Consider the following 14,720-nt stretch of genomic DNA (forward strand, 5'->3'; position numbering starts at 1 on the left):
CACCAGAAACCGGCGCACTGGGTGACCCGTCTTGGGGGGCGGGTTCGAACGGATGGAAAGCCATGGCGGAGCAGGTGGACAGCGGTGCGACGGCGCCGGCACGGGCGGCGGCGCCCCGGCGGACGGGGCGCTGGATGGCGCGGTGGGCTCGGGGTGGGTCGCCCTGGACACGGGGGCGGGTGCTCGGCGTATTGGCGGTGCTGACGGCCGCACTGCTGGCGTTCCACCGGGCGGTGCCCAACTCCGTTGGGCATGTGGGCAGTTTGCTGGAAGCGTTTCTGCCGTGGCTCGGACTGGTGGTCGTGGTGCTACTCGGCCTGGCGCTGCTGCGCCGTTCGGCCATCGCACTGGTGGCCCTGCTTCTGCCGGCGGCGGCCTGGACGTACCTCTTCGGCGGGCTGCTCCTGCCCGGGTCGAAGCCCGGCCCGCATGACCTGGTCGTGGTGCAGCACAACGTCAGCGATGAGAACACCGACCCGGCGGGTACGGCCCGTGCCCTGGCCGACGCCGGGCCCGATCTCATCGCGCTGGAGGAGCTGGTGCCCGCGGCGCTGCCGGTCTACGAGAAGACCCTCGCCCCGGACTACCCGTACCACGCCGTCCGGCCGCGGCCAGTAGGAGGATGCCGGCTTCCCACTGGCAGCGGCCCCCCGGTCCGGCCGCGCACCTGATGTGGGACCCGTCGCACAGACGGGTCCCACACGCATGTTCCCCGCCTCGTGCGCCTCCGGTACTCCTCGGGTCGCGAGGGCCCGCCATGCCCCGCCTCGCCACATCCCACCCGACTCCACCCCATCCCACGTGACGGACGTCACAGTATGCGGGAGCCTTGTCTTCAGGTCATCATATGACCCGATCGCCGCCCAGGCCGGAGGCCGATTTGCGCCTTCGGCCGGCACAGCAGGGCGGCGGCGCTCCCCCATAGAACACGGCAAGGATGAGGAGGGGCATGAGCGACCAGGACAGGCCGGCACAGCCGCGCGTGGGCGTGGTGGGGCTCGGGGCCATGGGACTCGGCATGGCTCGCAGCCTGCGGAAGGCGGGCTACGAGGTCGGAGTCCACGATCTGCGACCGGAGGTGGCCGAGGGCTTCGCCCGCGACGGCGGGACGGCGTTCGCCTCCCCCGGCGACCTGGCGGCCACGGTGGACGTCGTGGTCGGTGTCGTGGTCAACGCGGCGCAGGTCGAGTCGGTGCTGTTCGGTGCCGACGGGGCCGCCGCCCGGCTCCGCCCGGGGACCGTCTTCGTGATGTGCTCCACGGTCGACCCGGGCTGGTCCACGGAGCTCGGTGGACGGCTGGCCGAGCAGGGGGTGCTCTACCTGGACGCCCCCATCTCCGGTGGTGCCGCGCGCGCCGCGGCCGGAGAGCTGACCATGATGACATCGGGCTCCGCCGCGGCGTACGCGGTCGCCGACCCGGTACTCGAGGCCATGAGCGCCACGGTCTACCGCCTGGGTGAGCAGGCCGGTCTCGGCTCCAAGGTCAAGATCGTGAACCAGTTGCTCGCGGGTGTGCACATCGCCGCGGCGGCCGAGGCGATGGCGCTCGGCCTGAAGGCCGGTGTTCCGGCCGAGGCGCTCTACGAGGTCATCACGCACAGCGCCGGCAACTCGTGGATGTTCGAGAACCGGATGGCGCATGTGCTCGCCGGTGACTACACGGCCCTCTCCGCGGTCGACATCTTCGTCAAGGACCTGGGGCTCGTCCTCGATTCCGCGCGGCCGGAGCGGTTCCCGCTCCCCCTGGCGGCCACGGCTCACCAGATGTTCCTGCAGGCGTCGGCGTCGGGCCTGGGTGCCGAGGACGACAGCGCGGTCATCAAGATCTTCCCCGGGATCGACCTGCCGCGGCCGATGGGGGCCTGAGATGGGAATCCGACTCGGCTGTATCGCCGACGACTTCACCGGGGCCACGGACCTGGCCAACAACCTGGTGCGCGCGGGCATGCGCGTGGTCCAGCTGATCGATGTGCCGCCTGCCGGTGCCGAGGAGCCGGTGAACGCGGACGCCGTGGTCATCGCGCTCAAGTCGCGGACGGTTCCGGCCGCCGACGCCGTCGAGGCATCGCTGCGGGCCCTCGCCTGGCTGCGGTCCGCGGGCGCCGAGCAGATCTACTTCAAGTACTGCTCCACCTTCGACTCGACGCCTGACGGCAACATCGGGCCGGTCACCGAGGCCCTGATGGACGCACTCGGCACCGACTTCACGATCGCGACGCCCGCGTTCCCCGACAACGGGCGCACGGTCTTCAAGGGTCATCTCTTCGTCGGCGACGTGCTGCTCAGCGAGAGCGGTATGCGCCATCACCCGCTCACCCCGATGACCGACCCCAATCTCGTTTCGGTCCTGGGTGCGCAGACCACACGGGCGGTCGGCCTGATCGACCACACGGTCGTCGGCCGCGATGCCGAGGCGGTCCGGGCCCGGATCGACGATCTGCGCGAGCAGGGCGCCGGGATCGCCATCGCCGACGCCGTCTCCAACGAGGACCTGGTGCGTCTCGGCGCGGCGGTCCAGGGGATGCCCCTGGTGACCGCCGGTTCGGGCCTGGCCATCGGGCTGCCCGCGAACTGGGGGTTCACGCCGTCCCACGCCGCCGCACAGCTACCACCGCCCGGCGGCCACCGGGCCGTCATCTCCGGATCGGTCTCCACCGCCACCAACCGCCAGGTCCTGGAGTTCCTGCGCGCCGGCCGGCCCGCGTTCAGCGTGGATCCGCTGCGTATCGCGGCCGGTGAGGACGTATCCGGCCAGGCCCTTGCCTTCGCCGAATCCCATCTGGCCGACGGTCCGGTCCTCTTCTACTCCACCGAGGCACCCGAGGCGGTACGCACCGTCCAGAGCAAGCTCGGCGCCGCCGAGGCCGGTGAACTGGTGGAGCGGACCCTCGCCAGGGTGGCCCAGGGCCTCGTGGAACGGAGTGTCCGCCAACTCGTCGTCGCGGGCGGCGAGACCTCGGGAGCGGTCGTCCGGGCGCTCGGCATCACCGGGCTGCGGATCGGGCCGCAGATCGACCCCGGGGTGCCATGGTGCGCGGCGCCGCTTCCCGGCGGGGACACGCTCCACATCACGCTGAAGTCCGGCAACTTCGGTGGCCCCGCGTTCTTCACCGACTCGTTCGCCCTGCTCGACCGGGAGGTCTCATGACCGAGCTCCTCGACGCCACCGTGGACGAGGTGCGCGACGAGATCGTCCGGGTGGGCACGAGCCTGTTCAACCGGGGCTATGTGCACGCCAGCGCCGGGAACATCAGCGCCAGGGTCGGCGACGGCCATCTGATCACCCCCACCGACGCCGCCCTGGGCTTCCTCGAGCGCGACCGCCTCGCGCTGGTCGACGCCCAGGGTGAGCAGATCGCGGGTGACCGCGCGAGCAAGACCCTGACGCTCCATCGGCGCATCTACGCGGCCGACCCCACGGCCCGATTCGTCATCCACACCCACTCCACCCACCTGGTCGCGCTCACCTTGGCGGGTGTGTGGAGCCAGGACGACGTGCTCCCGCCCATCACGCCCTACTTCGTGATGAAGGTCGGGCACGTCCCGCTCATCCCCTACCACCGGCCCGGCGACCCGCGCGTGGCCGACCTGGTGACCTCCCGGATCGCCGACCGCCAGGCGAGCCACACGCCGATCAGGGCCGTCCTGCTCGACCGGCTCGGCCCCGTGGTCTGGGGCCCGGACGCGGCCGCCGCCCTCGCCGTCCTCGAGGAACTCGAGGAGACGGCACGCCTCTGGCTCCTGACCGACCGTCGACCGGAGCCGCTCACCACCGACGCCATCGACGAACTGAGGGCCACGTTCGGCGCCGCTTGGTGACCCGTTTCTCCCCTCCCCGTTCGCAGAATCCCCTGAGCCGCACAAAGGATTCGTCATGCCCATACCCGCAGTGGCGACCGAGACCCCCGCGCTCGCCCGCGAGAACACGGTCTACCGCAAGGTCGTACGCCGCATCGTCCCCTTCCTCATCCTCTGCTACGTGGCCTCCTATCTGGACCGGGTCAACGTCGGCTTCGCGAAGCTGCAGATGTCCGACGACCTCGGGTTCAGCGAGGCGGCGTACGGCCTGGGGGCGGGCCTGTTCTTCATCGGCTACTTCATCCTGGAGGTCCCCTCCAACCTGATGCTGCAACGCGTCGGGGCCCGCACCTGGATCGCCCGCATCATGATCAGCTGGGGCCTGGTCTCGGCGGCGTTCATGTTCGTCACCAACGAGGCGACGTTCTACGTGCTGAGGTTCCTGCTCGGTGCCGCGGAGGCGGGGTTCTATCCGGGAGTGATCCTCTACTGCACCTACTGGTTCCCCTCGTACCGGCGGGCCCGGGTGATCGCGATGTTCATGTCGGCGATCCCGGTGGCGGGCATCTTCGGCAATCCGCTCTCCGGCTGGATCATGGACCACTTCCAGGGCGTGAACGGCTGGCAGGGCTGGCAGTGGATGTTCCTGCTGGAGGCCATCCCCGCGCTCCTCGTCGGTGTCGTCACCCTCTTCTACCTGGACGACGACGTGCGCGCCGCGAAGTGGCTGACCGATGAGGAGAAGTCCGTCGTCGAGCGGGCGGTCGCCGACGACACCACGCACCGTACGGTGGACGGCCGGGTCTGGGACGCCTTCCGCGAGCCCAGGGTGTGCCTGATGTGCCTGATCTACTTCTGCTTCGTGATGGGCCAGTACGCCCTGACCTTCTGGATGCCCTCGTTCGTCGAGTCCACCGGCATCGAGGGCAACTTCGCGATCGGCGTGCTCAGCGCCGTCCCGTTCCTGGCCGCGCTCGTCGCGATGAACCTGTTCGGCCGCTCGGCGGACAAACGCCGCGAGCGCCGCTGGCACCTGGTCATCCCGAGCCTCATGGGCGCCGTCGGATTCTCGCTGTCCGCCGTCTGGAACGGCTCGACCGCGCTGTCCCTGACCGCGCTGTCCATCGCCGCGGCCGGCGTGCTGACCTGCGCTCCGCTGTTCTGGTCGCTCCCCACCGCGTTCCTGAGCGGCACCGCCGCCGCGGCGGGCCTTGCCATGATCAACTCGGTGGGCAACCTCGCCGGCTTCGTCAGTCCCTACATGATCGGCGCGCTCAAGGACGCCACCGGCTCGGCGTCGATCCCGATGCATGTCCTGGCGCTCAGTCTCGTCGTCGGCGCCGCCGCGGTGCTCACCACCAAGAAGCACATCGTCAACCGCTGACCGGGACGCCCCCGGCCCGAACGCAGGAGCCAGCATGCCGAGGTTCACCGCGAACCTGTCCATGATGTACACCGAACACGACTTCCTCGACCGCTTCGCCGCGGCGTCGGCGGACGGCTTCGAGGCCGTCGAGTACCTCTTCCCGTACGCGTACGACGCCACCGAGCTGCGCCGCCGACTCGACGACCACGGCCTGAGGCAGGTGCTCTTCAACGCACCTCCCGGCGCGTGGGAGTCCGGCGAGCGCGGGCTCGCGGCGCTGCCAGGACGCGAGGCGGAGGTGCGCTCGGGGATCGAGCGGGCTCTGGAGTACGCGGCGGAGCTCGGCTGCCCACGGGTGCACATGATGGCCGGGCTGGTGGGGCCCGCACCGGACCCGGCCGAGCACCGCGACACCTATCTGGCCAACCTCGCCTGGGCCGCGGAGCGGGCCGCCGCGGCGGGCGTCGACATCCTGATCGAGCCGATCAACGGCCGCGATATGCCCGGCTACTTCCTGAGCCGGCAGTCGGAAGCGCACGCCGTGGTACGGGAGGTGGGAGCCCCCAACCTCAAGGTGCAGCTCGACCTGTACCACTGCCAGATCGTCGAGGGCGACCTCACCACGACCCTGCGCCGCGACCTGCCCACCGGCCGGGTCGGCCATCTGCAGATCGCGGGCGTGCCCGATCGCCATGAGCCCGATCTGGGCGAACTCGACATCCGCCATCTGTTCGGCGTCATCGACGACCTGGGCTTCGACGGGTGGATCGGCTGCGAGTACAACCCCCGCGCCGGTACGAGCGAGGGGCTCGGCTGGCGAGACGACTACCGAGGAGACAACGCATGAGGATCGTCATCACGGGTGGCTTCGGCTTCCTGGGACAGCGGGTCGCCGCCGCATTGCTCACGACACGGACGTTCCGCGGTGCGCCGATCGACCGGCTGGTGCTCGCCGACCGTGTCGTGCCGTCCGGTTCGGCAGTGACGGACCCCCTCGTGGAGGTCGTACGGGGCGACCTGGTCGACCGGCTCGACGAGGTGTTCGCGGAGCCGGTGGATGTGCTGATCCACCTCGCCTCCGCGGTCTCGGCCGAGTGCGAGGCCGACTTCGACCTCGGCATGAGCGCCAATGTGGACACGACGCGCGCGCTGCTCGAGGCCGCGCGGGCCCAGTCGGCCGCCGGGGGGCCGACGCCGCGGGTGGTGTTCTCCAGCAGCGTCGCGGTCTACGGCTCCGACCCCGCGCTGCCGCTGCCGCCGGTCGTCAGCGAGTCGACCCTGCCCACACCGCGGTCGAGCTACGGGATCCAGAAACTCGTCTGCGAGCAGCTGATCGCGGACTACACCCGCCGCGGCTTCCTCGACGGGCGCGTCGCCCGCCTGATGACCGTATCGGTGCGGCCGGGCAAGCCCAACGCGGCCGCCTCCGGCTTCCTGTCCGGCATCATCCGCGAACCGCTCGCGGGCCTCCCGGCGACCTGCCCGGTCCACCCCGAGCTGAAGGTGGCCCTGGCTTCGCCACGGCGCACCGTCGAGGGCATCCTGCGTGTCGCGGAGGCCGAGCGCGGCGCCGGGCCGGGCCGGATCGACGGCGGGGTTCCGGTCAACCTTCCGGCGCTCACGGTCTCGGTCGCCGACATGCTGAGCACCCTGCGGCAGGTGGCCGGGGACGCCGTCGCCGACCTGGTGACGATGGCGCCCGATCCCGGAGTCGAGGCTCTCGTGGGCTCGTGGCCCGCCGTGTTCGACAACACACGCGCCGCCGCGCTCGGACTGGCACCCGACCCGGACTTCGCCTCGGTGGTGCGCGACTACCTCGAAGACCACGCCGACGCGGTCGTGGACGGTGCGCGCCCTTGGCGGCCGGGGCGACCGGGACGGTGCCGATAAACTGAAGACCATGTTCTCCAAGGTGAGCGGTCCCGTGCGGCTCGCGGATCGGGTCGCGGCGATACTCTCGGAAGAGATCGAGTCCGGGCGGCTGGCCGAGGGCGACAAGCTCCCGACCGAGGTGGCGCTGGTCAAGCAGCTGGGCGTCAGCCGCACGGTCGTACGCGAGGCCGTCTCCAGGCTCCGCAACGCGGGCCTGGTCGAACCCCGTCAGGGGCTCGGTGTGTTCGTGATGCCGCGGCGCACCCGGCCGCTCGATCTGGAGGCCGAGACCGCCGAGGACACCAAGTCCAAGGTGCGGCAGATCGTGGAGGTGCGCCGCCCCATCGAGGGCGAGGCGGCGTACCTCGCGGCCACCCGGGCCACTCCGGCCTGCCTCGCCCGGATGCGTCAGGCCCTGGAGGCCATCGACGCGGCGGTGGCGGCCGGGGGCGACGGCGTGGACGAGGATCTCGCCTTCCACCGGTCCATCGCCGAATCGACCGGGAATCCGGTGATGCTCTCGACGCTGCGCTACCTCGGCGAGGTGCTGCGCAGCGGAATCCGTGTCACGCGTGCGAACGAGGCACGGCGCGGCGACTTCCTCGAAGCGGTCCGGCACGAACACCACGCCATCCTGGCCGCCATCGAGGCCCGCGACGCCGAGGCGGCACGCGACGCGGCACTGCTCCACCTGAGGCATGCGGCGTCCCGGCTGCAGGACGCGGACGAGGGGTTCTGGACCGCGGCCGAGAACCTCGAGGTGGATCTCGACGCCGCTCCCTGAGGCGCGCCCTTGAGTCCGGTCCCGTATCCCTGAGGCTCGAGGCGCAGTGCGGGTCGCTCATCGGCCCGGTGGTGGCGAGGTGGGCTCGGCGGGTCCGTCGGCCGCGGCTCGTGCGTAGCGGCGGGCCAGGTGGGCGAAGGCGTCCCTGAGCTCCCGCGGCCCGATGACCTCGATGTCGGCGTCGAACCTGCCGATACTGGCGGCCAGTCCTGGCCATGACCACGCGCCCAGGACGAGCCGGCAGCGGTCCGGGCCGAGTTCTTCGACGACTCCGTCCCGGGTGTAGGTGGACACGACGGAGGCGGGGAGGTCGAGGATGACCTCACCGTGGCAGGGCCAGCCGCCGGTGCCGTCGGAGCCCTGGAATCTGCCGGCGACGAAGGCGGCCACATCCCCTCCGGGCAGTTCGCGCGGGGTGAAGCGGGGCCCGGTGGGGGTGCGCGGGGTGATCCGGTCGACGCGGAAGGTGCGCCAGTCGTCGCGGTCGAGGTCCCAGGCGACGAGATACCAGCGCCCGCCCCGGGTGACGAGGTGGTGCGGCTGCACCCGGCGCGGCGCGGTCGCGGCGGGGTCGGCGTGGGCGGCGGCGGTTCCCGGTGGGGAGACGGGGACGTAGTCGAAGCGCAGCACCTCGCGGGCGCGGACGGCCGCGCTGAGGGTCAGGAGAACGCCCGGGGCGGCCTGCGGATGCGGCCGGGGCCCCGCGCCGTCGACGGCGGTGACCTGGAGAGCGTCGACGCGATGGCGCAGCCGTGCGGGCATGACCTGCCGGACGGTGCTCAGCGCACGCACCGCCGCCTCCTCGATTCCCGCCCCGGTGACGGCGGCGGTCTGAAGCGCCACGGCGAGGGCCACGGCCTGGTCGTCGTCGAACAGCAGCGGCGGCAGTTCCATGCCGGCGTCGAGCCGGTAGCCCCCGTCGGGGCCCTTGATGGCCGCGATGGGATAGCCGAGCTCGCGCAGGCGGTCGACATCGCGGCGCACGGTGCGCGGGCTGACCTCCAGCCGCTCGGCCAGCAGCTGCCCCGGCCAGTCCCGGCGTGCCTGCAGCAGGGAGAGCAGTGACAGCAGTCGCGCTGACGTCTTCGGCATGACATCCATTCTGCCCCAAGAAGCGGCCACAACCTGTCCTCTACCCCTGCGACCGTTGTCTCTGTCAGACAACGAGAACGACAGAAGGACCCCATCACCGTGACCGCCACCACCACACCCCCCACCACGCTCGACGGCGAGCGGGCCGATCTGCTCGCCGAGCTCGCCGCCGCACGATCCGCCCTCACCGCCACGGTGCGCGGGCTCGGCGACGAGCAGGCCGGCGAGCGCCCGACGGCCAGCGCACTGTGCCCGGGCGGGCTGATCAAGCACGTCGCGGCCATCGAGGAAGGATGGCTGCGCTTCGTGCTCGAAGGCCCCTCGGCGCTCCGTTACGACCTGCCCGACGGTGTCACCTGGGCCGACCTCGCGGCCGGTACGGCACGTGAGATCCCGCAGTGGGCGATCGACAACCAGAACAACTTCCGCATGCTGCCCGGCGAGACGCTGGCCGGGATTCTCCAGCGCTATGAGCAGGTCGCCGCCCGGAGCGAGGAGATCATCACCGCCGTCCCCGACCTGTCGGCGACACACCCGCTGCCGGAGGCGCCCTGGAACGAGCCGGGAGCGGCGCACAGCGTGCGCCGGGTGCTGATGCATGTCATCGCCGAAACCGCCCAGCACGCCGGGCACGCGGACATCATCCGCGAGTCGCTCGACGGGCAGAAGTCCAGCTGACCGCTGCCGGATCTGCCCCGGAGCCGCGCTGGTGACAGCCGTCACCAGCGCGGCTCCGGAACCCAAGAGCCAAGGAACCGAAGGGAACGGCGCGACCGTGAAGACGCGTGAGCTGGGGAGGACCGGTATTCAGGTCAGCCCCTACTGTCTGGGCACGATGATGTTCGGCCAGGTGGGCAACCCCGATCCCGACGACTGTGTCCGGATCATCCATCGGGCGCTGGACTCGGGCATCAACTTCGTCGACACCGCCGATGTGTACGGACCCCACGGGATGTCCGAGGAGATCGTGGGCAAGGCCCTGAAGGGCCGACGCGACGACATCGTGCTGGCCACCAAGGTCAACGGCGCGATGGGTGAGGACCCCAACCGTGGCGGCGGCTCCCGGCGCTGGATCGTCACCGAGGTCGAGCACTCGTTGCGCCGCCTGCGGACCGACCACATCGACCTCTACCAGATACACCATCCCGACCCGCGCACCGATATCGAGGAGACGCTGTCCGCCCTGACCGACCTGGTGCGCAGCGGCAAGGTGCGCGCGATCGGCTCCTCCAACCTCCCGGCGTCGGAGATCGTCGAGGCACAGTGGGTCGCCGACCGGCGCGGACTGCAGCGCTTCCGCACCGAGCAGCCCACGTACTCCCTCCTCAACCGCGGCATCGAACGCGAGATCCTGCCCGTCTGCCAGCGGTACGGCATGGGCACGCTGGTGTGGAGCCCGCTGGCGATGGGCCTGCTCACCGGCCGCTACCGCAAGGGCGGGCCCCCGGCGCGGAACGCGCGGATGAACTGGGTGCCCCGGCATCTGACCGACGAGCGCAAACTCGACGCCGTCGAGCGGCTCATCCCACTGGCCGAGGAGGCCGGCCTGTCGCTGACCCACCTGGCGATGGCCTTCGCCATCACCCACCCCGGCGTCACCTCGGCCATCATCGGGCCGCGCACCATGGAGCACCTCGATGATCTCCTGGCCGGGGCCACGGTCACCCTCGACGACGAGGTGCTCGACCGGATCGACCGGATCGTGGCGCCCGGAACCGACATCGGCCCGCTCGATGTGTCCTACACCCCGCCGGCCGTCGAACGCGCGGCACTGCGGCGGCGACCGGCCGACGAGCGCGCCGCGGTGACACGATGACCGTTCTCGGCTACCGGGCGCTGGGCCGCGCCACTCTCGCCCGCCAGCTGCTGCTCGATCGCGCCGGCGTACCGGTCCTCGACGCCGTCGCGCACCTGTGCGGCATGCAGGCACAGGAGCCGCAGGAGCCGTTCATCGGGCTCTGGTCGCGGCTGCGCGCGTTCGACCCGGCGGTCCTCTCGGACCTGCTGAGCGGGCGCAGTCTGGTACGGACCCACCTCATGCGCCGCACCGTCCACCTGCTCACCGCCGATGACACCCTGGCCTGGCGGGCCCGCCACGAGACCATGCTGCGCCAGCGGGTGCTCGGGACCTACCGCCGTGAGCTCGAGGGGATAGACCTCGACGAACTGGCCGTCGCGGGCCGGGCGGTGATGGCCGACGGCGAGCCCCGCTCGATGGCCGAACTGGTGGGGGCGCTCGCCGCGCGCTGGCCGGGCCCGGCGCCGCGGGCACTGGGCGAAATGCTGATCGCCGCCCTCGTCCCGGTGGCGCAAACGCCGCCCCGCGGGCTGTGGCGCACCAAGGCAGGGGTGCGCAACGTCCTGCTCTCCTCCTGGCTGGGCCGAGAGCCGGACCCGCCCTCCCCCGATGGCTCCGACCCGGCCGGTCAGGCGCTGGTACGGCGCTATCTGGCCGCCTTCGGCCCCGCGGCCTCAGCCGATCTGCGCGCCTGGTGCGGCCTCGCCGGACTCCCGGCCGCCGTATCCGCGATACGGGAGGAACTGGTCAGCTTCCGCGATGAACGCGGCCGCGAAATGCTCGACCTCCCCGGCGCGCCACGCCCCGACCCCGACACACCCGCGCCGATACGGTTCTTGCCCGCGTTCGACAACGCCATCCTCGGGTACCACGACCGCGGCCGGATCATCGACGACGCCCACCGGGGCCTTTCGGTCGCCGGTGAGCGCGTGGTGCTGGTGGACGGCAGAGTCGCCGCGACCTGGAACGTCGACACCGGCACCGTGGTTGTCACCCCGCTGGGCAGCCTGTCCCAAGCCGACCGCACGGCCGTCGCCGAGGAGGGGCGGGAACTGGCGGCGTTCCTCTCCGACGGCGAAAGCCACCGCGTGCGCGTCTCTGCACGCTGAGCGGTTCCCTACGTCTGGTTCCGTACGACCGCCGCGCGCGGGTACGCACCGGGCCACCCGGTCATGGGGCGGGGTCCTCCTGGGGCATGGGTGCGGTCTGGCCGCCGGGCGCGGGGTGCGCGGTCGGCGCGGAACGGGCGCGGGGGCGGGCGAAACGGCGCATCATCGGCACCTCGACACCGCGCCACAGCAGCAGCGACACCGCGACACACAGTGCCGACACCACGAGGGACAGTGCCGTGGCGGTCACCGTGTCGAAGGTCCGCTGGTCCAGCTGTACCCGGATCGCGTACAGCACCGGGAAGTGGACCATGTACAGCGCGAACGACGCCTCGCCCAGCACCACCAGGCCACGGCGCCCCAGCCAGCTCCCGCGTCCCTGGACATCGCGGGTGGCGATGACGGGGATCAGGGCGGCCACCGGCAGACAGGTGGCCGCTCCCCATACGTACTCCTCCGGCAACTGCGGCCGTGCCGCGAAGACTCCGGCCAGGGCGAGCAGCGGCCAGCGCAGCCGCAGCGTCGGCCAGCGGTCCAGTTGGACCGCCCGGGCGAGCACCACTCCGAGGACGAACTCCAGCAGCCGTACCGGAGGGAAGAAGTAGATCAGCCACCACCGCTCCGTCGAGAGCGGTGACCAACTCCCCGGGGCGGCCTCGGCGGTGACGGCCATCGCCACCATCGGCATCGTCACCACCAGCCCCGCCACCAGGGCGATCACCGGCCAGAGCAGCCGTGCCGGGAGCGCATGCACCGGCCGGATCAGCAGGGGGAAGAGGAGGTAGAAGAACGCCTCGCACGAGATGGACCAGGTCACCGGATTGACACTGCTGAAATCGGCCATGTCCGGAACCCAGGCGTGCACCAGCAGCAGATTCCGGACCGCCTCCCCCAACCCCGGATCCGGCACCGGAAGCAAGGCGGCGGTGCCCGTCACCATGAGCAGGCCCAGCATCAGACTCCAGGTCACCGCATGGTTGGGGAAGATCTTCACCAGTCGGCGGCGCCAGAATCGGAGGACGGTGTCGGCCGGAGACGCGTTCCACGCCAGCACAAAACCACTGAGGAGGAAGAAGGAGGACACCGCCGCCGCGCTCGCCATGGACGAGGCATCGGCGGCCTCATAGACCCCCTGGTCCTCGAAGAATCTGCCCAGCGTCAGCACATGGCCCGCCAGGACCACCCCGGCCAGCAGAAAGCGAAGGCCCGTCAACGACGGCAGCCGATCGCCACGCGGTAACACATCGGCCACAGGAGACCCCTCCCCAAACGACGCGGGCACAGCACCCACGAGCCTGCCCGTCGCACCACCCCGGCCCCAATACCGCCCCCACGGGAACATCCACGCGAACACCACCACCCGCAGGAGGACTCACGTCCGTGCGAGGCGGTCCGGCGTGCGTAGGAAGTCCGAGAGCGCCTCCAGCAATCGGTCCACGTCCTCGGCGCTGTTGTAGGGGGCCAGGCCGATGCGCAGGCCGCCGGTGTCGCCCAGGCCCAGCCTGCGGGATGCCTCCACCGCGTAGAAGGAGCCGGAGGGGGCGTCGACACCGCGGCTCGCGAGGTGGCGGTAGGCGTCGGTGGTGTCGCGGCCGTCGATGGTCAGCAGCACGGTGGGGGTGCGGTCCGCCGCCCGGGAGTGGATGGTGATCGGGTCGAGGGCGGCCAGACCCTCGTCGATGCGCCGGCGAAGGGTGGCCTCGTACTGTTCGAGAGCCGTGAACGACGACGCCAGCCGCCCCCTCCGGCTGCCTTCGGCGCCGGGGGCCAAAGTGGCGAGGAAGTCGACGGCGGCGCGGGTGCCGGCGAGGAATTCATAGGGCAGGGTGCCGAATTCGAAGCGCTCGGGGACGGCGTTCGTCGAGGGGAGCAGCTTGTCCGGGGTCAGGGTCTCCAGGAGTTCGGGCCGGCTCGCCAGGACGCCGAGGTGAGGGCCGAAGAACTTGTAGGGGGAGCAGCAGAAGAAGTCGGCCCCGAGCTGCCGGATGTCGACATGGGCGTGGGCGGTGTAGTGCACGCCGTCGACGTAGAGCAGCGCCCCGGCCGCGTGCACCCGCCGGGAGATCTCCGGGATGGCCGGGCGGGTGCCGATCAGGTTCGAGGCGGCGGTGACCGCGACCAGCCGGGTGCGGTCGCCGAGCTGGGCGCCGATGTCGTCGGGGGTCAGTTCGCCGGTCGCGGGGTCGAAGTCGGCCCAGCGCACGGTGGCCCCGGCGGCTTCGGCGGCCTGGATCCAGGGGCGGATGTTGGAGTCGTGGTCCAGCCGGGACACCACGACCTCGTCCCCCGGTGACCAGGTCTTGGCGAGGGTGCGGGAGAAGTCGTAGGTGAGGGCGGTGGCGCTGCGCCCGAAGACGACCCCGGCCGGGTCGGCGCCGAGCAGATCGGCCATGGCCTGCCGGGCCGACTGGACGAGGGCCTCGGAGTTGCGCTCCCCCGCGGTGAACTGTCCTCGGTTGGCCAGCGGGTTGGCCAGCGCGTCGGAGATGGCCTCGATGACGGGGAGGGGGGTCTGGGTGCCCCCGGGGCCGTCGAAGTGGGCCGATCCGGCCTTCAGTGCGGGGAACTGTGCGCGGATGGCGCTGATGTCGTATGCCACGAGCGACTCCTTGCCGAGGGGTGACCAGGGCGATCTTATGCAGGCACCGGTGCGGAACGGCAGGGGGCGGGGTGGGGCCGCCGCGCCGAGGGGAGGTGTTCCGGCGCCCGGACAGCCGCCCTGATTGAATCTGTACGTATGGGGATGAATCACCCTCCTCTTCCGCCGCGCAGGACCGGGACCCGGAAGGCGGTGGCGCCGACGTGAGCAGCGACGCTCCTCACCCGCCCGAGCGACCGAAAGGGCGGGGCAGACGCGCTCGGCCCGGTGTGACCGGCGGCCCCGCGGGGCGTGCCTCGGG

General features: G+C 71.4%; 13 protein-coding genes and 1 pseudogene. 11 read left to right on the forward strand and 3 right to left on the reverse strand.

The genetic code is table 11. From position 1 onward, the window contains the following. Positions 1–179: 179 nt before the first annotated feature. From CGL27_RS02995 to CGL27_RS03030, 8 genes and pseudogenes are all read left to right on the forward strand, one after another. A pseudogene (locus CGL27_RS02995) lies at positions 180–605 on the forward strand (endonuclease/exonuclease/phosphatase family protein); the annotation flags it as partial. A 344-nt stretch (positions 606–949) separates the two neighbouring features. Beyond that, positions 950–1,867, forward strand: coding sequence for an L-threonate dehydrogenase (gene ltnD / locus CGL27_RS03000; protein ID WP_119984276.1), 918 nt, complete (start codon positions 950–952; stop codon positions 1,865–1,867). Position 1,868: 1 nt separating this feature from the next. Beyond that, positions 1,869–3,149, forward strand: coding sequence for a 3-oxo-tetronate kinase (gene otnK / locus CGL27_RS03005; protein ID WP_119984278.1), 1,281 nt, complete (start codon positions 1,869–1,871; stop codon positions 3,147–3,149). Further along, positions 3,146–3,820 carry an aldolase gene (locus CGL27_RS03010; protein WP_119984280.1) on the forward strand — a complete coding sequence of 225 codons (675 nt, stop codon included), beginning with the start codon at positions 3,146–3,148 and terminating at the stop codon, positions 3,818–3,820. The genes otnK and CGL27_RS03010 overlap by 4 nt, the downstream gene beginning before the upstream one ends. Positions 3,821–3,875: 55 nt before the next feature. Further along, positions 3,876–5,183 carry an MFS transporter gene (locus CGL27_RS03015; RefSeq protein WP_119984282.1) on the forward strand — a complete coding sequence of 436 codons (1,308 nt, stop codon included), beginning with the start codon at positions 3,876–3,878 and terminating at the stop codon, positions 5,181–5,183. 34 nt (positions 5,184–5,217) lie between these two features. Beyond that, on the forward strand, positions 5,218–6,012 hold the full coding sequence (gene otnI / locus CGL27_RS03020) for a 2-oxo-tetronate isomerase (RefSeq protein WP_119984284.1): 795 nt from the start codon (positions 5,218–5,220) through the stop codon (positions 6,010–6,012). After that, positions 6,009–7,055 (forward strand): D-erythronate dehydrogenase, encoded by a 1,047-nt coding sequence (denD, locus tag CGL27_RS03025; RefSeq protein ID WP_119984285.1) that lies wholly within the window; start codon positions 6,009–6,011, stop codon positions 7,053–7,055. Before otnI ends, denD begins: the two co-directional genes overlap by 4 nt. A 10-nt stretch (positions 7,056–7,065) precedes the next feature. Further along, positions 7,066–7,821 carry a FadR/GntR family transcriptional regulator gene (locus tag CGL27_RS03030; protein ID WP_078647036.1) on the forward strand — a complete coding sequence of 252 codons (756 nt, stop codon included), beginning with the start codon at positions 7,066–7,068 and terminating at the stop codon, positions 7,819–7,821. Between the two features lie 57 nt (positions 7,822–7,878). On the opposite strand, the gene CGL27_RS03035 is transcribed toward CGL27_RS03030, so the two are convergent. Then, positions 7,879–8,913 carry a transcriptional regulator gene (locus CGL27_RS03035; protein ID WP_205587606.1) on the reverse strand — a complete coding sequence of 345 codons (1,035 nt, stop codon included), beginning with the start codon at positions 8,911–8,913 and terminating at the stop codon, positions 7,879–7,881. Positions 8,914–9,012: 99 nt separating this feature from the next. Here CGL27_RS03035 and CGL27_RS03040 point away from each other — a divergent pair, with 99 nt between their 5' ends. From CGL27_RS03040 to CGL27_RS03050, 3 genes are all read left to right on the forward strand, one after another. Then, positions 9,013–9,591 carry a DinB family protein gene (locus CGL27_RS03040; protein WP_119984289.1) on the forward strand — a complete coding sequence of 193 codons (579 nt, stop codon included), beginning with the start codon at positions 9,013–9,015 and terminating at the stop codon, positions 9,589–9,591. Positions 9,592–9,688: 97 nt separating this feature from the next. Further along, complete coding sequence (locus CGL27_RS03045; protein ID WP_119984291.1) at positions 9,689–10,729, forward strand: aldo/keto reductase; 1,041 nt, start codon at positions 9,689–9,691, stop codon at positions 10,727–10,729. Then, positions 10,726–11,820, forward strand: coding sequence for a winged helix DNA-binding domain-containing protein (locus CGL27_RS03050; RefSeq protein ID WP_119984293.1), 1,095 nt, complete (start codon positions 10,726–10,728; stop codon positions 11,818–11,820). Before CGL27_RS03045 ends, CGL27_RS03050 begins: the two co-directional genes overlap by 4 nt. A gap of 61 nt (positions 11,821–11,881) precedes the next feature. Here CGL27_RS03050 and CGL27_RS03055 read toward each other — a convergent pair whose 3' ends face one another. Together CGL27_RS03055 and CGL27_RS03060 are read right to left on the reverse strand one after the other, a co-directional pair. Continuing rightward, positions 11,882–13,072 (reverse strand): acyltransferase, encoded by a 1,191-nt coding sequence (locus CGL27_RS03055; protein WP_162952856.1) that lies wholly within the window; start codon positions 13,070–13,072, stop codon positions 11,882–11,884. Between the two features lie 120 nt (positions 13,073–13,192). Next, complete coding sequence (locus CGL27_RS03060) at positions 13,193–14,419, reverse strand: cysteine desulfurase-like protein (protein WP_119984297.1); 1,227 nt, start codon at positions 14,417–14,419, stop codon at positions 13,193–13,195. Positions 14,420–14,720 lie beyond the last annotated feature (301 nt).

Origin of the sequence: Streptomyces sp. 11-1-2 (assembly GCF_003595545.1) — a bacterium.
Classification (GTDB): Bacteria; Actinomycetota; Actinomycetes; order Streptomycetales; family Streptomycetaceae; genus Streptomyces; species Streptomyces hygroscopicus_B.